Genomic DNA, 19,314 nt, shown 5'->3' with positions numbered 1-19,314 from the left:
CAATCCCCGATCAATTGTCGCCGCGAAGCTGCCGCACTTCAGGCAGGTTGTCTGCAGTGGTGAGCAAGGTAGGCACCTGGGTTTCCCTGGGCAGATCCCGTTGTCCCGCCAGATAGCGCGCGACGTTCTGCACGGCAGTCTTGCCAATCAGCACCGGCTGCTGCGCCACAACGGCTCCGATGGGCGAATCGCTACGGCCAAGCAGTTCCAGCACTTCCGGCGTGCCGTCCACGCCATAGGTCTTGATCTCGGTGCGCCCGGCATCGATCAGCGCCTTGCTGGCACCCAGTTGCGGAATGTCCCAGGCCGACCAGATGGCCGACACGCTGCCCTTGGGATACTTGTTGAGCAAGGCCGAGACCTGCGAGTAGGCGTCCTGAACGGTATTAGGGATGACATCGCGCAACTCGGGCTCGATGATCTTCAGCTCTGGATGATCCTTGAGCGCGAGCTTCAGTTGGTCGTAGCGAATCGCGCAGACCGGCACGCCGTAAAAACCGTTGAACACCAGAATGTTGCCCTTACCACCCGCGTCCTTGATCAGTTGTCCGGCCAGCGCCTTGCCGGTGGCGACGTTGTCTGAGGTGGTGTTGTTGAGGCTGTACTGCGACGGCGCATCGATGGTGAACAGTGGAATGCCCGCCTTGCTGATGCGCTTGAGCCAGGGATCGATGACACTCAGGGTGCCGAGTGTCTGGATGACCGCATCGGGTTTCTGGGTGATCACGGTCTGCAGCTGGTTCACCAGGTTCTTGTCGTTGCGCCCCGCATCCAGGGTGATCGGCGTGCCGCCCAGCCGCTTGACTTCATCGACCTGCGCCTGGAACGCCTTGATATCGAAGTAATGACTGGTGCCGGTCATGCTGATCGCGATGCGCTTGCCTGCCAACGATGGAACGTCGCTGTCATCGGCCTGTGCAGATGCACTCATGCAGGCAACCATTAACATCAGCGAAAGTGCGCGCCAGTGTTTGCCAAATCGGTTGGAAGTCGAAGGGGGAACGGCATCGGGCATCGGGGTAGCTCCGCAGATTCAGGACAGGAATCCGAGGAGCAGTGCACAGGCCGTGCCCGAGCAAGGCGCTGAGGGTTGAACATCGCTGCGAAGCATGGTCCTCGGTGCTTTCAGGGATTTACGTCGGGTATCACCCAGCGTTTCCGTGAGCATAAAGCTCGTGGACCTGCCGAGGAATACTGCGCAAATTGCCGATTCGCTGTTGCCGGATCAACAGCATGCGGCATCAGTCACGCGTCGAAGCGCCGCCCTCACCACCGCCTGGTTCGATGTCCAGTCGCTTCAATCGCGAAGCCAGCGTGGTGGGCTTCAAACCCAGCAACTCTGCCGCCCCACCCTTGCCGAAGAGTTTCCCCCTGGTCGCTTCAAGAGCGGCGCGCATGTTTCTGCGCTCCAGCTCCCGCACTTGCGCGTCCGTTAAAACGACAGGGGTTGCGGACGACTCCATCACAGGCTGGATCTTGGGTTGACCCGGTTCATCGGGCAGGTCCAGGGCGAGGTCGGCGCCACGAGAGGTGATCAGTGCGCGCTCAATGACATTCTGCAGTTCACGAATATTTCCAGGCCATGAATAGTGCTGCAGGCGGTCGATATCGCTGTTGCGAAGGCGGCGGCCGGGCATGTTCAAGCGCTTGGCTGTCTGTTTGAGAAAATGCGCAGCGAGCGGCGCAATGTCCATCGGGCGTTCGCGAAGCGCGGGTGACTGAATTGGAAACACGTTCAACCGGAAGTACAGGTCCTCGCGGAACCTTTTGCCAGCCACCTCTTGCCGCAGGTCGCGGTTGGTCGCAGCGATGATGCGCACATCGACCTTGCGCGTACGCTCCTCGCCCACACGTTCGAACTGCCCTTCCTGCAGTACACGCAGCAACTTGCTTTGCAGATCCAGCGGGATCTCGCCGACCTCATCGAGAAATAATGTCCCGCCATCGGCCAGTTCGAAGCGTCCGACCCTGTCACGTATGGCGCCGGTAAACGCACCCCGAATGTGACCAAAAAACTCGCTCTCGAACAGCTCGGCAGGGATCGCCGCACAGTTGACCCTGATCAGCGGATTTGCGCTGCGTCGGCTGGCCTGGTGAATGGCCCGGGCAATGAGCTCCTTGCCCGTACCGGACTCGCCATTGATCAGCACGCTGGCGTCCGTGGGCGCCACGACATCCACTTGTTTGATGATCTTAAGGATGGGCTCGCTCTGCCCCACTATCTCCCGAAAATTGTGTTCCGTATGGATTTCTTCCTGCAGGTAGGCGTTTTGCTCCTCCAGTCGATGCTTCAGCACTTTGAGTTCTTCAAGGGCGCTTTGAAGCTGGCGCTCGGTATTGCGGCGCTCGGTGATATCGCGAAACACCACGACCGCTCCCGCGATCCGGCCATCGGTGATCACAGGTGTGCTGGTGAATTCCACAGGGAAGGACGTTCCATCCCTTCGCCAGAAAACTTCCTGGCGGCCCTCATGGACGACACCGTCCCGCACGGCCTTGTAGATGGGGCAATCTTCAACCGGGTAGTGGCTGCCGTCGGCATGGGTGTGGTGGTGAATCCGGTGAATGTTCTTGCCGATCATGTCCTGAGGCTCCCATCCCAGCATCCGGGCGCCTGCCGGGTTGACGAAAGTGGCCAGTCCATCCGGGTTGATGCTGTAGATCCCATCGCCCACGGCACTGAGTAAAAGCTGGTTATCGCGTTCGCTTTCCTGGAACAGGTTGAGAATATTACGCCACTCGATAAGCCCGCCGCGCATCGTGCGTTCGGTATGCGCCTGATCACGCTGATACTTTTCCTGGCTGACCTCTCGCATCACGAGGATCAGTTGCGGGCTGCCTTTGATCTGCAGAATCGTGGCTGACAATGCCAGTTCGATCCGTTCGCCGGTCTTGCAGTTGCAACTCAGGTCTTCGCTCCAGCCGTGCCCTTTGTCCATTACTGCCTGGGTGAACACGATGAGGTCGGCCAACTGATGCCCGAACAGCTTGCTCACCGGCAGTTTCAACAGTTCCTGCCGGGGGTATCCCAGCAGTTTGCAGGCGGCGATGTTCAGATCGCCAAATCGATCGGCGACCGGATCGAGCAAGGCGATGGCTTCAGCGCAATGCTCAAACACCATGTGTCGAGACGAATAGGCCAGGTCGGCCCAACCGTTGAGAGAATCTGGCTCGCTCATTACGATATCTCGTGTTTTTTGGCTACGAATATTCGTATTACTACGGGAATACGTGACGCGGCGAAAGCATCAGAAAGCGTCCAAAAAAGCGTTGCAGATCCAATAACCGTTCAGATTCAACCAGTTGGATGCCTTGCGGCAGCCACATTAATTTCTGGCACGTGATTCGCTCTTGTACTCATGCACTCAGCCGCCTTCGGCCGCTGACAAAACATGACTCACTGGAGAAGACGATATGCCAACCGTGGACATTGCTCATTACCAAGACGGCGACTTTCTGGTCAATTACGAAGAGAAAGTCTTCGAGGACGTAAAGGCCGAACCCGGCGAGAAAGTGCTGATCACGTTCCACACCATCGCCTTCGAAGGCTCCATTGGCCTGGTCAATATGCTGCAAGCCAAGCGCCTGCTGCGTAAAGGGTTTGAAACCAAAATCCTGCTGTACGGCCCTGGTGTCCAATTGGGCGTGCAGCGCGGTTTTCCTACCTTGGGTGCCGAAGCGTTCCCCGGCCACCTGGCGGTCAACAACCAGCTGAAAGCGTTCATGTCCGAAGGCGGCGAAGTCTATGCCTGCCGCTTTGCCCTGCAGGCACTCTACGGTCAGACCGAGAAAGCCCTCATCGAAGGCATCCGCCCGATCAACCCGTTGGATGTCATGGATCTGCGGCTTCTGATGCGTCGCGAAGGCGCGATGATCATTGATACCTGGACAGCGTAAGTCGGCAACCGCTGATTACGCAGGAGCCCTGACCGTCGAAGCCGCCGAGCCGCTGCCGGGTAATTTCCCGGCCTCACCAAGGCGGCTGACGCGCCTCGCCCCTTGACCGCTCTCGGTTTCAAACGACAGGAAATCGAAACATGCCAACAATCCGTGCTGCCGCCGTTCAGTTCAGCCCTGTGTTGTATTCACGCGAAGCCACAGTCGCAAAACTGTGCAACACGCTGCTCGACCTGGGCCGTGATGGTGTGCAGTTCGCAGTGTTTCCTGAAACCGTGGTGCCTTATTACCCTTATTTCTCATTCGTCCAGCCACCTTTCGCCATGGGCAGACAGCACCTGAAACTGCTGGAAGAATCTGTGACGGTTCCCTCTGACGTGACCCGGCAGATCGGCGAAGCCTGCCGCGAAGCCGGAATCGTAGCCTGCATCGGCATAAATGAACGCGATGGGGGAACGATTTATAACGCACAACTGCTTTTTGATTCCGACGGCTCGCTGATCCAGCATCGCCGCAAGATCACGCCGACTTATCACGAGCGCATGGTCTGGGGGCAAGGTGATGGATCGGGCCTGAAAGCCACCGACAGCGCCGTCGGCCGGATCGGCGCGCTGGCGTGCTGGGAACACTATAACCCTCTCGCTCGCTACGCCTTGATGGCTGACGGCGAACAGATCCATGCCGCCATGTTCCCAGGCTCGCTGGTCGGGCAGATCTTTGCCGAGCAAATGGAAGTCACCATCCGCCATCACGCGCTGGAAAGCGGCTGTTTCGTGGTCAACGCCACCGCGTGGCTGGATGCCGGGCAACAGACACAGATCATGATGGACACGGGCTGTGCGCTGGAGCCGATATCGGGCGGCTGCTTCACCGCAATCATCTCTCCGGAAGGCAAGGTGCTTGGTCAACGTACAGAAGGCGAAGGCACAGTCATCGCCGACCTCGACTTCGCCCTGATCGACAAACGCAAACGCATGATGGACTCGGTCGGACATTACAGCCGGCCCGAACTGCTGAGCCTGTTGATCGACCGTCGCGCGACCGCTCATGTGCATGACCTGCACGGATCATTCGAGGAGGCCTCACATGAATGACTTGATCGTACACAAGCCTGCCGGGATGCCTGCTCATAAAGCCAACGACGTGGGCTTGATATCGGTCAGGAACCTCAATGCAGACCTTCTCGCCGAGCTGCAATGCCATGGCGTGCGCTGGGAAGGCGCGGACGGTCTGTCTCGCAAAGGCGGCGCCGGGCCATCCGACCATAAGGCGCTGAGTCTGGGTGAGCACACCGCGATGGTGCCAATGCTTAACCATGCTTCGCTTGACTCGCCCTACTCTGCGCGTCCAGGCGCAGACGGCGCTCAGGCGCTGATTTTTCGCGAGGGTCTGCAGGTCGGTCAGGTTGAGCTGCCCGGCGTACCCAGGTTCTATGGACTGAACACCGAGGACGGCATTCCTTACTGGAAAATCGCTACCTTGCACAGCAATGACGTACTGGCCACCACGATCCTGCAGCATTGCATCCGCATGAACGAGACAGCTACGTCCTGTCAGTTCTGCGCCATCAGCCAGTCGCTTGCCAACGGCAAAACCATCGCCCGCAAGCGTCCGGCACAGCTGGCCGAAGTGGCGAAGGCTGCGGTCGAACTGGACAACGTCAAGCACATGGTGATGACCACCGGCACCCCACAGACCAGTGATCGGGGAGCAGCGGTACTGTGTGAATCTGCAACGGCGGTGACAGCCGCAGTTGATCTGCCCATCCAGGCGCAATGTGAACCCCCGGATGACGACGCATGGTTCCAACGACTCAGGGACAGCGGCGTGGTCTCGCTGGGCATGCACCTTGAAGCCGTCACCGATGCGGTCCGTCAACGCATCATGCCCGGCAAGGCGCAAGTGCCGCTGGAGCGCTACTTCAGCGCCTTCGATGCAGCAGTTCAGGTGTTCGGCCGGGGCCAGGTCAGCACTTATATTCTGGCCGGGCTCGGCGACAGCGAAGACGCCATTGCGCAGATGAGCGAGCGCCTGGCGAGTGTCGGCGTGTATCCGTTCGTCGTGCCCTTCGTGCCCATCGATGGGACCCCGCTCGCCCGTCACCCCAAGCCGGACAATGGATTCATGCAACGGCTCTACCCCCGTATCGGGGCGAGTCTGCGCCGGCATGGCTTGCACTCGGACAATATCAACGCGGGCTGCGCCAAATGTGGCGCGTGCTCAGCACTGAAACACCACGAGTAACGGAGCGGGAGCGCACGCCATGGCCGAACATGCCTTTGCTTTGATCGACGGAACCTTCAAAGACTTTCTCGCCGGTGACATGCTGGTCAAACCGGCTGATGAGGCCTGGGAGCGACGGCATTATTACGCACTGCGCCGAGCCGTGTTTTCCGAAGAGCAGCAGCTGCTTGCGCAAGATAAAGACGAAAACGACTTCAAAGCGCTACCGATCGTGGCAGTGGCTCACCACTGTGGCATGCCGGAACGCGTCATCGGCGCAGTACGCATTTACGAAGAGACGCCAGGGGTCTGGTACGGAGGGCGACTGTGTGTTGATCGTCAATACCGCCGCTATGGAATGATCGGCAAAGCGCTGGTCAACGAGGCCGTGTCCAAGGCACTGGACCTGGGCTGTCATACCTTTCTGGCAACAGTGCAACACGCCAACGAGGACTACTTCCAGAGTCTGCACTGGGAAACGCTCAAGGAGATGAGCCTGCTCGGCCAGCCACACTGCCTCATGCAGGCACGGCTTGAACACTATCCGTTCATGGCCCGCCAGACTGCGCTTTTAGGCAGAACGGTGAACCGCAATGGCTAACGCGTGTGCGACCGAGTCTGTATTGAAAGCCTTGCTCGCCGAACTTCGGGACACGCCCGCAATGCGCTCGAAAATGGCGATACAGACGCCGGCCGGCAGTTGCTCCGCAGTGGCCCCTACACGAGAGAGTGTATACGCACTGCCGGGTGATGACACGGCCGCCATTCGGTGCGGTGATCAGTATCAGCTACTGGCAATCGAGGGGATGATTCCAGCGTTCGTCGAACAGGCCCCCTGGTTTGCAGGATGGTCCGCCGTAATGGCCAACGTGAGCGACATTACCGCGATGGGCGGACGTGCCACTGCTGTCGTGAATGCTTACTGGCACCATGACGAGAAGGCCGCCGATCAGGTCATGGCGGGTATCCAGGCGGCCTGTGCGGCCTACGGTCTGATCCTGGCGGGAGGCCACACCAGTCAGGCGCCCGGTAACCCCGCAGCGTTGGCAGTTGCAGTGACAGGTTGGGCCCGCGCCCTGCTATCGACCTTGCACGTTGCGCCTGGACAGATCATTGCCATGGCCGTTGACCTCGATGGCGAGTGGCATGGTGACGCGCCCTACTGGAAAGCGTTCGAGAATGACACGCACGTGCGCTTGCGAGCGAAGCTTGAGGTTATCCCACGGCTAGCCGAGGCCGGACTGCTGACGGCAGCCAAAGATGTCAGCAACGCCGGGATTCTGGGCACCTTGCTCATGTTGCTTGAGCCCACGGCCTGCGGTGCGGCGATTGATCTGTCCGCCGTTCCCCGACCCGCCGACGCGCCATTTGCGCGCTGGCTGCAAGCATTTCCCAGCTATGGATTTCTGCTGACGCTGGACCCCAGGGACTTATCCACGGTCAAGGCTGCCTTCGCTCATGAAGGCCTGCACTGCGCCTGCATCGGCGAGACCGACGACAGCGCGCGCCTGCAGGTCAACCATGGCTCGGAAAGCGAAGTGTTCTGGGATCTGGCGCGACAGCCTTTCACCGGTTTCAGTTACCCCCGGTTACGCCACCTTTTCGACGTCAAGGAGCATTGATATGCCCGCAGTCAACATTCGTTTGCGCTGGCCGGATGGCCAGGAAAGCAACGTGTATTCGCCCTCTACCGTGATTCATCAACATCTGACTCAAGGCGCTTCCTACACCCTGCCCGATTTTTTGCAGCGCGCCGATGCGGGCCTGAATGCAGCCTCCGAGCGGGTCAAGGCCGTCAAAGGTTTCTACTGCAGTTCAGCGATGGACAGCCTGAGCGGGATTCGCATGATGGCGCGCAGATTCACGACCGCCGAGGCGCAGGTGACAGTTCTGGAAGTCAAGGAACAGGGCAGCGGGAAAGTCCATTACTCCGGATTTGGCGACATCTGACCACTCCCCCATCAAAAGGAACACGCAAATGACTCACTACAGCACAATTGTCGTCGGTGGGGGCCAGGCCGGGTTATCGGCCAGCTACTACCTGCAGCAGCACGACATTGATCATGTTGTGCTGGAAAAGCACAGCCTGACTCACACCTGGCGCAATCAGCGCTGGGATGCCTTTTGCCTGGTGACGCCCAACTGGCAGTGTGATCTTCCCGGCTATCCGTATGCCGGCAATGATCCGCACGGATTCATGAAAAAAGACGAGATCCTTGCATATCTGGATGGCTTTATTGCCAGGGTCAATGCCCCCGTGCGGGAGGGCTGCGCAGTGCTCCATATGACCACCAGACCTGAAGGCGGTTATCGCCTGACAACGACGCTTGGCGAATTCACGGCAGATCAGGTCATCGTCGCAAGCGGCGGCTACCACACTCCGATTATCCCGCGATTGGCCGAGCGTCTGCCGACCGGGATAACTCAGCTCCATTCGGAGCAATACCGCAGTCCCCAGGCCCTGCCCGCAGGAGCGGTACTGGTGGTGGGATCCGGGCAATCGGGTGCACAGATCGCCGAGGACCTGCACCTGGCCGGTCGCAAGGTATTTCTGGCAGTCGGCGATGCGCCGCGGTGCGCGCGCTTTCACCGCGGCCGGGATGTCGTCGACTGGTTGGCGGACATGGGTTACTACGACATCGGCGTCGATGCTCATCCGCTGCGTGAAGGTGTGCGTGATAACACCAACCACTACGTGACGGGACGGGACGGAGGCCGCGATATCGATTTGCGCCGCTTTGCTACTGAGGGCATGCGACTGTTTGGTCGTCTTAACAGCCTGGACGGCACACGCCTGCAATTTGCAACCGACCTTGCTGCAAACCTCGACGCTGCCGATGCTGTTTACAACCGCATCAACGCCAGCATCGACAAATACATTGCCGAACACGACATCGACGCACCCGCCGGTGTGGCTTATGCCCCCCTGTGGACGCCGGAGGGCGAGACCACCGAACTGGACCTGTCGCACAGCGACATTACCAGCATCATCTGGTGCATTGGCTTTCAGCCGGATTTCAGCTGGGTCGATGTACCGGTGTTCAATGGTCGCTCCTACCCAGGCCATACGCGCGGTATTACAGCGCAGAAAGGCCTGTATTTCCTCGGTTTGCCATGGCTGCACACCTGGGGATCGGGAAGGTTCTCCGGCATCTCGCGTGACGCGCGTCATGTCGTAGAGAAGGTCTCTTCTGTACGCACCACCGAGTAATCATGAGCCGGGCGGCAATCCGACGAGAACGAATTGCCAGCACTGCAGAACTCGAGACCGACGACCGATCAACGCAACGTAAATTGCCCCAGTGTGGTGTTCAAACCATTGGCCAACTCTGCCAGCGACTGGCTGGCACTCCCGGTCTGCCCGGTGCGGACCGCCGAGTGTGCGGACAGGTCGCGAATGCGCACCAGATTGCGGTCCACTTCACGTGCAACCTCTGCCTGTTGCTCAGACGCGGTGGCGATCATGGTGTTGCGTTCATCGATGACCGCGACTGACTTCGCAATCAACGCCAGCGCCGCATTGGCCGACTCGGCCTGCTGCCGGGTCTTTTGCGCCTGTTCGGTGCTGACCTCAAGGGCCGTCAATGTACTTTGAGTGCCCAGCTGGATATGCCCGATCATGGTTTCGATCTCGCGGGTCGACTCGCTGGTGCGATGCGCCAGCGCGCGGACTTCATCGGCAACCACAGCGAAGCCACGCCCTGCATCTCCGGCGCGAGCGGCCTCGATAGCGGCGTTGAGCGCCAGCAGGTTGGTCTGCTCCGACACGGCGCGAATGACGTCCAGCACCTTGGTGATGTCCAGCGTTCGAGTGGCCAGCGATTTTGCTTCGTGAGACGCTGTGCCGACGTTCTGAGTGAGTTCAAGAATCGATTTGACGGTGTGATCGAGTTCGTCCTGACCCTGGCGCGCAGACGCTGAAGATGCCTTGGACTCCTGCGACGTGGCCACGGCATTGCGTGCCACCTCATCCACGGCCTGACTCATCTCGGTTACCGCCGTTGCGGCCATTTCGATTTCGCTGTTCTGCGCCACCAGATCATTGTTGCTATCGACGATCAACGCGTTCATTTCTTCAGTCGCCGAGGCCAGTTGGTTCGCAGCGTCGCCCACGTGGGTCAATGTCTTGCTCAGGCTGAGGCGCATCTGCTCCATCGATTGCAGCAAGAGCGCGGCCTCATCGGTACCTGCGCGGTCTACGCCGGTAGGTCGCAGATCACCTGAGGCAATGGTTTCCGAGGTCAACAGTGCCTGACTGATGGGCACTGAAAGGCTGCGCGACAGGCGCCAGGCAAGCAGTACGGTGAGCAGTACCGCCAGCAGCATGACCGCCAGGGTGACGGAGAAAGCGCTGCCGTAAACGCTGGTGGCATTGGCGCTCGATTCTTCTTCCGAGGCGTCATTGAGCTTTTCCAGCTTGCCGACCAGCGCTTCCATGCTTTCGGCGATGGCCTTCATCTCGACCCAGGCCAGTTGCTGACCGGCCTCGACCTGATTGTCCTTGACCAACTGGTAGACCCGCTCAGCACCCTGAGCATAAGACTGATACCCCGCGCCGAGCTGGTTGATCAAAGCCCGCTCGTCCTCGGAGGTGATCAATGGGGCGTAGGCTTGCATGGCCTTCTGAAAACCGGCCTTCTTTTCCAGCAATTCCGCGTGCACCTGTTCGACCTGCTGATCCGTATGAGTCGACAGCATTTTCATCGCCGTGGTACGGGTTTTCTCGAACGCCAGCGAGATGTCATCGCCCAGTGCGATGCCTGGCAGCGAGTCGTTTTCGATCTCCAGGGACTGTTCACGAATGCTGCGTAGCTGTTGAAGGCTGAAAACCCCGAGCCCGATGACGAGAACCACCATCAGCGTAAAGCAAACGGCCGTTCTGACTGCGATTTTCAGCTGTCTCAGCATTTCCAACCCTCTTCCTCAATGCGGCGACCATATTGCCACCATCATTTGTATCGGCAGATGTCTGAAAAGGATAACCGGACAAACTTTCATGTTGGCCACTGCGACAGGAGGCCCATCCGGGAAAAGCCTTATGGTAGGGTTCGCGCTGCCTAATAACCCCGGATTTGAGCGGTCCCTGTCACGTTGCAACACACTTGTAGCAGCGTGACGAAGACCGGTCTGCATTGCTGGAGACTCAATCATGAAACGTTACTGCGCTGCATTCATTGCCCTGTCACTGCCCGCCTTCGCTTTCGCAGGCGACGCCCTTCGCGACCAGCCTTCCATCATCAAAGCCTTGAACACCGGCGAGTCGGTGTCGGTAGTGATCGATCTCGGACAGTGCACGTCCTCGATCAAGGGCGCGGAGCCGTCAAAGACCCAGGGCGGTAAACGTATCGATGCCTATCGAATCACGCCCGATGGCATGCTGGCGTTCTCGGACACACACTTCACGCTTGATCGGGATAACAAGCCTATCGAGCAATTCATTCGCTACCGCGTGAAACCTGACGGCAAAGCCGATTTCAGCATGACCACGCTCAGTGTTCCTGGCTACCAGCAGACCGGACAGGCCGTGAGTTACGACTGCGCGGTTGGCAAGGGCTTGAGCTTCTTCACAGCCAAGTAGGATTGTTGTGTCCAAGGCAGGCTCTGTGCGGGCCTGCCGAAGGCTTTACGACTCACGCACAGACCTGCGAGTCAGCCGTTCGTCCAGCTGAAGTCCTTGAGCGTTGTTCGAAGACGCCTGCCGCCTCGAAATCCGCTGAACCTTTCTCCGGTCGGCTTCGTCCCAGCCTTATCAAGCAGCCTGCTTAATGGCCTGGAGCGACCGATGCTGATTTACCCCAAGACCCGTTTCAAACCCTACACCAACGCCAGCGGCGGCTGGGGGTCGGCAAAGTCGGTGGCGCAGATTCTCTGGCGGGAGAAAGCGCTGACCAAGCCAGCCGTTGCCCTGTTGAAACAGAACAAACCCGATGGTTTTGCCTGCGTCAGTTGTGCGTGGGCCAAGCCCGGCCACCCGCGCGCACTGGAGTTCTGTGAAAACGGTGCCAAGGCGACTGCCTGGGAGCTGACGTCGCTGAAAACCGACCCGGCCTTTTTTGCCGGGCACACGCTCAGCGAGTTGCGCGGCTGGGCCGACTACGATCTGGAGCAACACGGCCGGCTGACCCATCCCCTGCGCTACGACGCCAAAAGTGACCGTTACCTGGAAACATCCTGGGAAGAGGCTTACCGGGAGATCGGCGCACAACTCAAGAGCATGGAGCCGGACAGCGTGGTGTTCTACGCCTCAGGGCGCGCTTCGCTGGAAACGTCGTTCATGTACCAGTTGTTCGCTCGCGCCTATGGCACCAACAACCTGCCCGACAGTTCCAACATGTGCCACGAGAGCACCTCGGTGGGCTTGCAGGAAAGCATCGGCGTGCCTGTCGGCACTGTGACGCTGGACGATTTCGAGCACACCGACTGCCTGTTTTTCTTCGGCCAGAATGTCGGCAGCAACAGCCCGCGCATGCTTCATCAATTGCAGGAGGCGCGCCAGCGAGACGTGCCAATCATCACCTTCAACCCGCTGCGCGAGCGCGGGCTGGAGCGCTTCGTCAATCCGCAATCGCCCGGCGAGATGCTGATCCCCGGCTCGACCGTTATCAGCACGCAATATCATCAGGTGGCCACTGGCGGTGACACGGCCGCCATGACCGGTATCGCCAAGGCCTTGCTGGAAATGGAAGATAAAGCCACCGCAAACGGTACGCCGCCCGTTCTGGACCACGCATTCATCGCCAGCCATACCGAGGGCTTCGACGCTTTCACAGACTACGTTCGCCACAGCACCTGGTCGGAACTGGAGCGCCAGAGCGGCCTGACACGAGGGGCGCTGGAAGCCGCTGCGAATGTTTATGCGCGCAGTCAGCGTGTCATGTTTGTCTATGGAATGGGCCTCACCCAGCATCGGCGTGGTGTGACCAACGTACAAATGCTGGTGAACCTGATGCTGATGCGCGGCAATATCGGCAAGCCGGGAGCCGGTATCTGCCCGGTGCGTGGCCACTCCAACGTGCAGGGCCAGCGGACCGTCGGCATCACCGAAGACCCGAAAAAAGTCCCGGCTGACCTGATTGAGCAGCACTTCGGCTTCAAGGTCCCGGAACAGAAAGGCATGGCGACGGTGGACGCCTGCGAAGGCATCCTCGAGGGTCGTGTAAAAGGTTTTATCGGCCTGGGCGGTAATTTCCTGCGGGCCATCCCCGACACCTCCCGGATGGAACCGGCCTGGCATGGGCTGGACCTGAGCGTCCAGATCGCGACCAAACTCAATCGCACGCATCTGGTGCCAGCGCACAACACCTGGTTGCTGCCGTGCCTGGGGCGTATCGAGATCGACCGGCAAAATGGCATTGAGCAAACCTACACGACCGAAGACAGCACCGGCTGTATTCATGGCTGGAAAGGCAGCGCCCAGCCGGTAGGCCCTGCTGTCCGGGCGGAGGCAAGCATTGTCGCCGGGCTTGCTGCCGCCACCGTGCCCGATGGCTGTTTGATTGACTGGCAAAAATGGAGCAACGATTACACGAAAATCAGAACAGCCATCGGCAGCATCTATCCGGAAATCTTTCACGACATGGAAACCCGCATGGCCGAACCAGGTGGCTTTCATCGCCCGCTCGCCGCCGCGCAGCGCAAATGGAACACCGAAAGTGGCAAGGCACAGTTCGTCACGCCGACCACGCTGGTCGAAAACGACGACATCGCGCAGCCAGAATCTGCTCGCGACGTGTTGCAACTGATGACGCTACGCAGCAACGATCAATTCAACACCACCATCTACGGCTATGACGACCGTTTTCGAGGTGTAAGCGGAACCCGCGAGGTGATCTTCATGCACTGCAATGACATCGAGCGGCTGGGCTTCAAGGTCGGTGAGCGCGTCCTGCTGACTACTGCCGTGGAGCCCGAGGTGAAGCGTCAGGTCGGGCCGTTCGAAATCATCGCCTACGACATTCCAGAAGGGTGCGCTGGCGCTTATTACCCGGAGTGCAACGCACTGATCCCGATCTGGCACCATGCCGAGCGCAGCAAGGTGCCAGCGGCGAAATCGGTGCCGGTGCGGCTGACCTCGATCAACGCGTGATTCATGCGAGGGGTTGCGCGCAGCCGGTCATGATCGGAACGCCTCGGCCTTCAGTCCGTAGCGTTCCATCTTGTTGTACAGACCGCCGCGCGAGACCTTCAGCCGCTGGGCAGCCTGACGAATGTTGCCTCGCGTTTCCTCAAGGGCGGCAGCGATTGCGTTCATCTCATAAGCGCCAAGGTCAGGCGTTGTCCGAATCTCGGACACGATCCCCGGTGCCAGTGGGCGCAAACCTTGCCGGATTTCAAGTGGCAGGTCACTGAGCTGAACACGCTCATTCGTAGCGAGATTGGTCGCGCGTTCGATGATATTTTCCAGCTCTCGCACATTGCCCGGCCAGTGATAGCCGCACAGGGTATCCAATGCCTCCTGCGAAAAATCGCGCACGGGCTTGCGCAGCGAGCGGGCACAGCGAACGAGAAAGTGGCGCGCCAACAAGGGCACGTCCTCGCGCCGCATTCGCAAGGGAGGCACGGTCAGGTTCAGCACGTTGAGACGGTAATAGAGGTCTTCACGAAAGGCTCCGTCAGCCACCGCCTGACTCAGATTGCGATGAGTCGCCGCGATGATCCGCACGTTCACCCGTTGCGATTTCTTCGCCCCGACACGGGTCACTTCGCCTTCCTGCAGAACCCGCAGCAGACTGACTTGAGCATCGAAGGACATGTCTCCGATTTCATCGAGAAAGATTGTCCCGCCATCAGCCAGTTCAAACTTCCCTGCGGCGCCCCCGCGAGCCGAGCCGGTGAAGGCACCTTCTGTGTGACCAAACAGTTCGCTCTGTACCAGATCCCGCGGAATGGCTCCGCAGTTGACCGCCACAAAAGGACCGCCGCACCGTTCACTGGCGTTATGGATCGCCTGGGCGAACAACTCCTTGCCGGTACCGCTCTCGCCCAGTATCAGTGTCGTGGAATCACTACGACTGGCGATCCGACCCAGGTGCAGCGCGTCCTGTATCGCGCGTGAACTGCCCTGAATGGTGTCGAAAGTGTAGCTGGCCTGACTGCCGATGATCTTGTGGGTGATATCCCGAATCCGTCTTTTCTCACGCAACGAAACAATCAGGCCACCCTGCTCCAGCGGGCAGATCGAAACCAGACACGCCAGATGACTGCGGTCATGCAACTCAAAGGTGCAATCCAGATCACGCACCCCTTCCCCGGCACGCTGCAGAATTTCATTGGTGAGCTCGCTCTGACCGAGCTGTTGAAAGGGACTGCCCAGCACCTCAAGCCCGACGCGAAACAGCTGTCGGGCGTAACGATTGAGTGCTTTTATGCAGCCTTGCCCGTTCAACACCACCAAGCCCTCATTGAGCACCTCAAGCACCGCCTGCTGCTCTTCCAGCAGCGCCTGCAAGGCCATCTGTCGCGACACCGCCTCGGCTGCGGCCTGAACGGTGCCGAGCGTATGGAAATGAAACCAGCCCGGCTCTGCGGTCAGGGTCAACATCGCCAGCGTACGCCCCTCGGCGTCTCTGATAGGTGCAGCGGCGCAATGCATGCCCCGTTGTCGCAGGCCTGAACCGAAGTTCTCCTCGGCCAGTACATAGACCAGTCGATCTTCGGCAAGCGCCAGGCCAGTGCAGTTTGTGCCCTGTACCGACTCCAGCAATATGCTGCCCACCGGCGTGAGATCCAGCCCGCAGAAATACAGGGTCGTGCCCTGTGCGTCGGTCAGGTTGATATGACCTCTGGGGTTATAAGCCAGCAAGCCGCCCATGACCTGAGCCGCTGCGGCGATCAGCGCACGATTCGTCGCCAACGCCGCATTCAACTCGCCGGGCGTGACGAAACGGTATTCGCCATCGGCCGGATCGATATCGGCTTCAACGCTGCGTAACCAAGAATCCCAGATGACCTGCCTGATTTCTGCAGGCCGCTCGGTGCATCCCTCAAGGCAAGCTATCCAGGCGCTTTTCAGCGCCTCGCTCGGCCCGGCGTTCATTGAGGCCGGACCGAGTGCAGTGAGGTAATCGCGATCCTCCGCGCTGAGAATCATCGGCTGTGGGCTCATCGCTCATCTCGCTATGTTCATATCTTTGACATGTCAGTGTAGACATGTCTTTTAAATACACACAACTATTCAGTCTTTAAAAAAATTATCCTGAAAATCAGTTAGTTATGGATTGGCACAGTGATTGCTCCTGCCCTGATACCGACCGCCCTTACTGTCGGCAAACCCAACAACAATAAAAAGGAAACGTCATGAGTACATCGCAAACGATCCGTCTGGGTCTCATCGGAGCCGGACGCATGGGTAGCTTTCACGGCCTGACCGCCGCACGGCATGTTCCCGGAGCAAGCCTGACCGCCATCGCTGACCCCTCTCACGCCCACGCGACGCGCCTGGCATCAGAGCTGGGCGTGCAAAAAATCTATTCAGACCCACAGCAGCTGCTGGACGACCCGGACATCGACGGCGTTCTGATCGCCGCGCCTGCCCGCAGCCATGCCGATCTGGTGATAAGAGCCGCCCGCGCCGGAAAAAGCGTCTTCTGCGAAAAACCGATGGCAATCACTCTGGACGAGGCCGACCGCGCTATCGCTGCGGCTGCCGATGCACGAGTGACCTTGCAGGTCGGCTTCAACCGGCGCTTCGCGAAAAGTTTTCGTACTGCCCATCTGGACGTTGTTGCAGGCCGAATCGGGACGCCACAGCTGCTGCGATCGCTGACCCGCGATCCGGCCCTGAATAATCCGGCCGCGTCGCCTCAGTGGGTGATCTTCCTCGAAACCCTGATTCATGACTTCGACACCCTGCGCTATCTCAATCCAGGCGCTGAAGCAGTCGAGGTGTTTGTCATGGCAGACGCCCTGATCGCCCCGGAATTCAAGGCCAACGGATTTCTCGATACCGCCGTGGTTACCGTCCGCTTCGATAACGGCGCGATTGCGGTTGCCGAGGCGAATTTCCAGGCGGTCTATGGCTACGATGTCCGGGGAGAAGTCTTTGGCAGCGCTGGCATGCTGAGCATGGGCAGTGTCAATGAGTCCGACCTGCTTCGCTATCTGGCGACTGGCGTCCAGGCTGACACCCAGAGAATGGACACCGACCTGCTGCGTGACGCCTATGTCGCCGAACTCAACCATTTCGTCGGCTGCATGCGCAGTGGCGAAAAACCTTTGGCAAGCGGCGAAGATGCACGGGCAGCCCTGGCCATTGCCCGCGCCTGCATCGAATCCTTTCAGCAAGGCAAGGCGGTACGCGTGCAAGGAGCCGCCTCATGAGCGTCACGCCCTTTAAACTGGCCGTCAGCGCTGAAATGGTATTCCTCGACCTGCCCTTCACCGAACGCGTCGAGCGTATCCATGCACTGGGCTTCAGCGTCGAGATCTGGAACTGGACGACCAAGAACATCGCGGCCCTTGTGGCCACGGGCGCAGATTTTACCTCCATGACCGGCTACATCTCCGGCAACCTCACCGACCAGGACGACATCGGTCGGTTGCTCGACTCCGCACGCGAATCACTGAGAGTCGCCGAGCAGTTGAACTGCCCGAGCCTGAACCTGCATGGCACCGGCCTGGACGCTGACGGCCTGCCCGTCAAACCGGTCGCGCATACCACAGGGCGCATGTGGCTGAGCGCCTGCAAGACATTGGAAAAGATCGCGCGGCTGGGCGAGGACGCGGGCCGGGTGTTTCTGCTGGAAAACCTGAACACCGAGGTCGATCACCCCGGCACGCCCTTCGCCCGCGCCGAAGATACACTGGCACTCATCGAAGCCGTAGACAGCCCGTACCTTAAAATGAACCTCGACCTGTATCACGCGCAAATCGGCGAAGGAAACCTGATCGAGCTGATCCAGCGCGCCGGCAAGGCCATCGGCGAAATTCAGGTCGCGGATGTACCCGGCCGCATGGAGCCGGGTACCGGCGAGATTCACTACCCGGCGATTGCCAGAGCATTGTCCGGCATCGGTTACCGCGGCGTGGTCGGCCTCGAGGGCTGGGCCAGCGGCGACAGCGGACGGGCACTTGAACGTTTCCGTCACGCGTTCACGCTTGACTGAGCACGCCGCACTGAGCGCCAACGCTTGTCAGTGAAGGTCTACCCATAACAACAAAAGGAAAACCGTCATGCGCATTTACACACCGCTGCTCGCTACGCTGCTGACCCTGTTCAGCCAATGGGCCGCCGCCAGTTACCGCATCGGGGTCAGTATCGCCAGAGTTGACGATAACTTCATGACCTATGTGCGTAACGGTCTGGATGACGCCGCCAGGCAGGAGAACGTCCAGATCCAGTTTGAGGACGCACAGGGCGATGTGGTTCGCCAGCTCAATCAGGTTCAGGGATTTCTCAATCAAAAAGTCGATGCAGTCATCGTCCTGCCCGTCGACACTTCCGCCACAGCGAGCATGACCCGCGCTGCGGTGGCAGCAAAAATTCCGTTGGTGTACGTCAATCGTCACCCGGACGAACGCAAGCTGCCCACAGGGGTGGTCACGGTCGCGTCCAACGATATCGAGGCCGGGCAACTGCAAATGCGTTATCTGGCTGAAAAGCTGGGAGGCAAAGGTACCCTCGCAATCATCATGGGCGACCTGGCGCAAAACGCCACGCATGACCGTACCGAAGGCGTCAAACAGATCCTCAAGGACTACCCGAACATCAAAGTGGTTGAACAGCAAAGTGCCGAGTGGCAACGCAGCAAGGGAATGGACCTGACCAGCAACTGGCTGCTCGCAGGCAGCCGTTTCGACGCGATCATTGCCAATAACGACGAGATGGCAATCGGCGCAGCCATGGCCCTGCAGCAGGCAGGCAAGGCAAAGGGCGAGGTTGCGATTGTCGGTATCGACGGCCTGCCTGACGGTCTGGCAGCGATCAAACGCGGGATGCTGGTTGCGTCGGTCTTTCAGGACCCCAAGGCCCAGGCCGCCAGTGCGATGCAGTCAGCGATCAAGATGATCAAGGGTGAGCCAGTCACAGCTGACGTGTGGGTGCCCTTTCAATTGATAACGCCCGAAAATCTGGCGACGTTCGAGCAGCGCTATAAGTAGCCCGCTCGACTTCTGGTCTATGGCACCTGGCGGTTTACCCCAGAAACGAAAAAAGGACCTGAGGTCCTTTTTTCGTTGCCCAATGTTAATCATTGT

The 19,314-nt window shown here is 59.4% G+C and carries 16 protein-coding genes and 1 pseudogene; 12 read left to right on the top strand and 5 right to left on the bottom strand.

What is annotated here, in order from left to right; translation table 11 throughout:
• Nucleotides 1-10: 10 nt before the first annotated feature.
• Both AO065_RS16530 and AO065_RS16525 read right to left on the bottom strand, forming a co-directional pair.
• Nucleotides 11-949 (bottom strand): sugar ABC transporter substrate-binding protein, encoded by a 939-nt coding sequence (locus tag AO065_RS16530; protein WP_412778584.1) that lies wholly within the window; start codon nucleotides 947-949, stop codon nucleotides 11-13.
• Nucleotides 950-1,241: 292 nt separating this feature from the next.
• On the bottom strand, nucleotides 1,242-3,179 hold the full coding sequence (locus tag AO065_RS16525) for a sigma 54-interacting transcriptional regulator (RefSeq protein ID WP_004879504.1): 1,938 nt from the start codon (nucleotides 3,177-3,179) through the stop codon (nucleotides 1,242-1,244).
• A 235-nt stretch (nucleotides 3,180-3,414) separates the two neighbouring features.
• On the opposite strand from AO065_RS16525, the gene AO065_RS16520 reads away from it, so the two are divergent.
• The 7 genes from AO065_RS16520 (at nucleotide 3,415) to AO065_RS16490 (ending at nucleotide 9,331) form a co-directional block, all read left to right on the top strand.
• A complete protein-coding gene (locus tag AO065_RS16520; protein ID WP_004879505.1) occupies nucleotides 3,415-3,897 on the top strand; it encodes an MSMEG_0572/Sll0783 family nitrogen starvation response protein in 483 nt (160 codons plus the stop codon).
• A 140-nt stretch (nucleotides 3,898-4,037) separates the two neighbouring features.
• The gene (locus tag AO065_RS16515; protein WP_004879507.1) at nucleotides 4,038-4,991 is read left to right on the top strand and encodes a Nit6803 family nitrilase; all 954 of its coding nucleotides are present in this window, start codon (nucleotides 4,038-4,040) and stop codon (nucleotides 4,989-4,991) included.
• 25 nt (nucleotides 4,992-5,016) lie between these two features.
• Entirely contained in the window at nucleotides 5,017-6,141 is a 1,125-nt protein-coding gene (locus tag AO065_RS16510; protein ID WP_050562138.1) for an MSMEG_0568 family radical SAM protein, read from the top strand.
• A gap of 19 nt (nucleotides 6,142-6,160) precedes the next feature.
• Complete coding sequence (locus tag AO065_RS16505) at nucleotides 6,161-6,721, top strand: MSMEG_0567/Sll0786 family nitrogen starvation N-acetyltransferase (RefSeq protein WP_004879511.1); 561 nt, start codon at nucleotides 6,161-6,163, stop codon at nucleotides 6,719-6,721.
• On the top strand, nucleotides 6,714-7,742 hold the full coding sequence (locus AO065_RS16500; RefSeq protein ID WP_032650340.1) for a sll0787 family AIR synthase-like protein: 1,029 nt from the start codon (nucleotides 6,714-6,716) through the stop codon (nucleotides 7,740-7,742). The genes AO065_RS16505 and AO065_RS16500 overlap by 8 nt, the downstream gene beginning before the upstream one ends.
• Nucleotide 7,743: 1 nt before the next feature.
• Nucleotides 7,744-8,070, top strand: coding sequence for an MSMEG_0570 family nitrogen starvation response protein (locus AO065_RS16495; protein ID WP_004879514.1), 327 nt, complete (start codon nucleotides 7,744-7,746; stop codon nucleotides 8,068-8,070).
• Between the two features lie 28 nt (nucleotides 8,071-8,098).
• On the top strand, nucleotides 8,099-9,331 hold the full coding sequence (locus AO065_RS16490) for an MSMEG_0569 family flavin-dependent oxidoreductase (protein ID WP_004879517.1): 1,233 nt from the start codon (nucleotides 8,099-8,101) through the stop codon (nucleotides 9,329-9,331).
• Between the two features lie 68 nt (nucleotides 9,332-9,399).
• Here the strand turns inward: AO065_RS16490 and AO065_RS27875 are convergent, their stop codons facing one another.
• Nucleotides 9,400-10,107, bottom strand: coding sequence for a methyl-accepting chemotaxis protein (locus AO065_RS27875; RefSeq protein ID WP_412778583.1), 708 nt, complete (start codon nucleotides 10,105-10,107; stop codon nucleotides 9,400-9,402).
• 399 nt (nucleotides 10,108-10,506) lie between these two features.
• Nucleotides 10,507-11,028: pseudogene (locus AO065_RS27870) on the bottom strand (MCP four helix bundle domain-containing protein); the annotation flags it as partial.
• Between the two features lie 241 nt (nucleotides 11,029-11,269).
• On the opposite strand from AO065_RS27870, the gene AO065_RS16480 reads away from it, so the two are divergent.
• Together AO065_RS16480 and AO065_RS16475 are read left to right on the top strand one after the other, a co-directional pair.
• Entirely contained in the window at nucleotides 11,270-11,698 is a 429-nt protein-coding gene (locus tag AO065_RS16480) for a VirK family protein (protein ID WP_004879519.1), read from the top strand.
• A gap of 204 nt (nucleotides 11,699-11,902) precedes the next feature.
• Nucleotides 11,903-14,206, top strand: a complete 2,304-nt coding sequence (locus AO065_RS16475) for an FdhF/YdeP family oxidoreductase (protein WP_004879521.1) — start codon at nucleotides 11,903-11,905, stop codon at nucleotides 14,204-14,206.
• Between the two features lie 27 nt (nucleotides 14,207-14,233).
• On the opposite strand, the gene AO065_RS16470 is transcribed toward AO065_RS16475, so the two are convergent.
• The gene (locus AO065_RS16470) at nucleotides 14,234-16,225 is read right to left on the bottom strand and encodes a sigma-54 interaction domain-containing protein (RefSeq protein WP_004879522.1); all 1,992 of its coding nucleotides are present in this window, start codon (nucleotides 16,223-16,225) and stop codon (nucleotides 14,234-14,236) included.
• A 191-nt stretch (nucleotides 16,226-16,416) separates the two neighbouring features.
• On the opposite strand from AO065_RS16470, the gene AO065_RS16465 reads away from it, so the two are divergent.
• The 3 genes from AO065_RS16465 to AO065_RS16455 all read left to right on the top strand — a co-directional run bounded on the left by AO065_RS16465 (nucleotide 16,417) and on the right by AO065_RS16455 (nucleotide 19,218).
• The gene (locus tag AO065_RS16465; RefSeq protein WP_004879524.1) at nucleotides 16,417-17,439 is read left to right on the top strand and encodes a Gfo/Idh/MocA family oxidoreductase; all 1,023 of its coding nucleotides are present in this window, start codon (nucleotides 16,417-16,419) and stop codon (nucleotides 17,437-17,439) included.
• Nucleotides 17,436-18,224, top strand: a complete 789-nt coding sequence (locus tag AO065_RS16460; protein WP_004879526.1) for a TIM barrel protein — start codon at nucleotides 17,436-17,438, stop codon at nucleotides 18,222-18,224. The genes AO065_RS16465 and AO065_RS16460 overlap by 4 nt, the downstream gene beginning before the upstream one ends.
• Before the next feature lie 67 nt (nucleotides 18,225-18,291).
• Nucleotides 18,292-19,218, top strand: a complete 927-nt coding sequence (locus AO065_RS16455; protein WP_004879528.1) for a sugar ABC transporter substrate-binding protein — start codon at nucleotides 18,292-18,294, stop codon at nucleotides 19,216-19,218.
• Nucleotides 19,219-19,314: the final 96 nt, after the last annotated feature.

This window comes from Pseudomonas viridiflava (genome assembly GCF_001642795.1).
In the GTDB taxonomy this organism is placed as follows: domain Bacteria; phylum Pseudomonadota; class Gammaproteobacteria; order Pseudomonadales; family Pseudomonadaceae; genus Aquipseudomonas; species Aquipseudomonas viridiflava.
The sequence above is the reverse complement of the archived record's forward strand: the minus strand, read 5'-3'. Positions and strand labels throughout refer to the sequence as shown.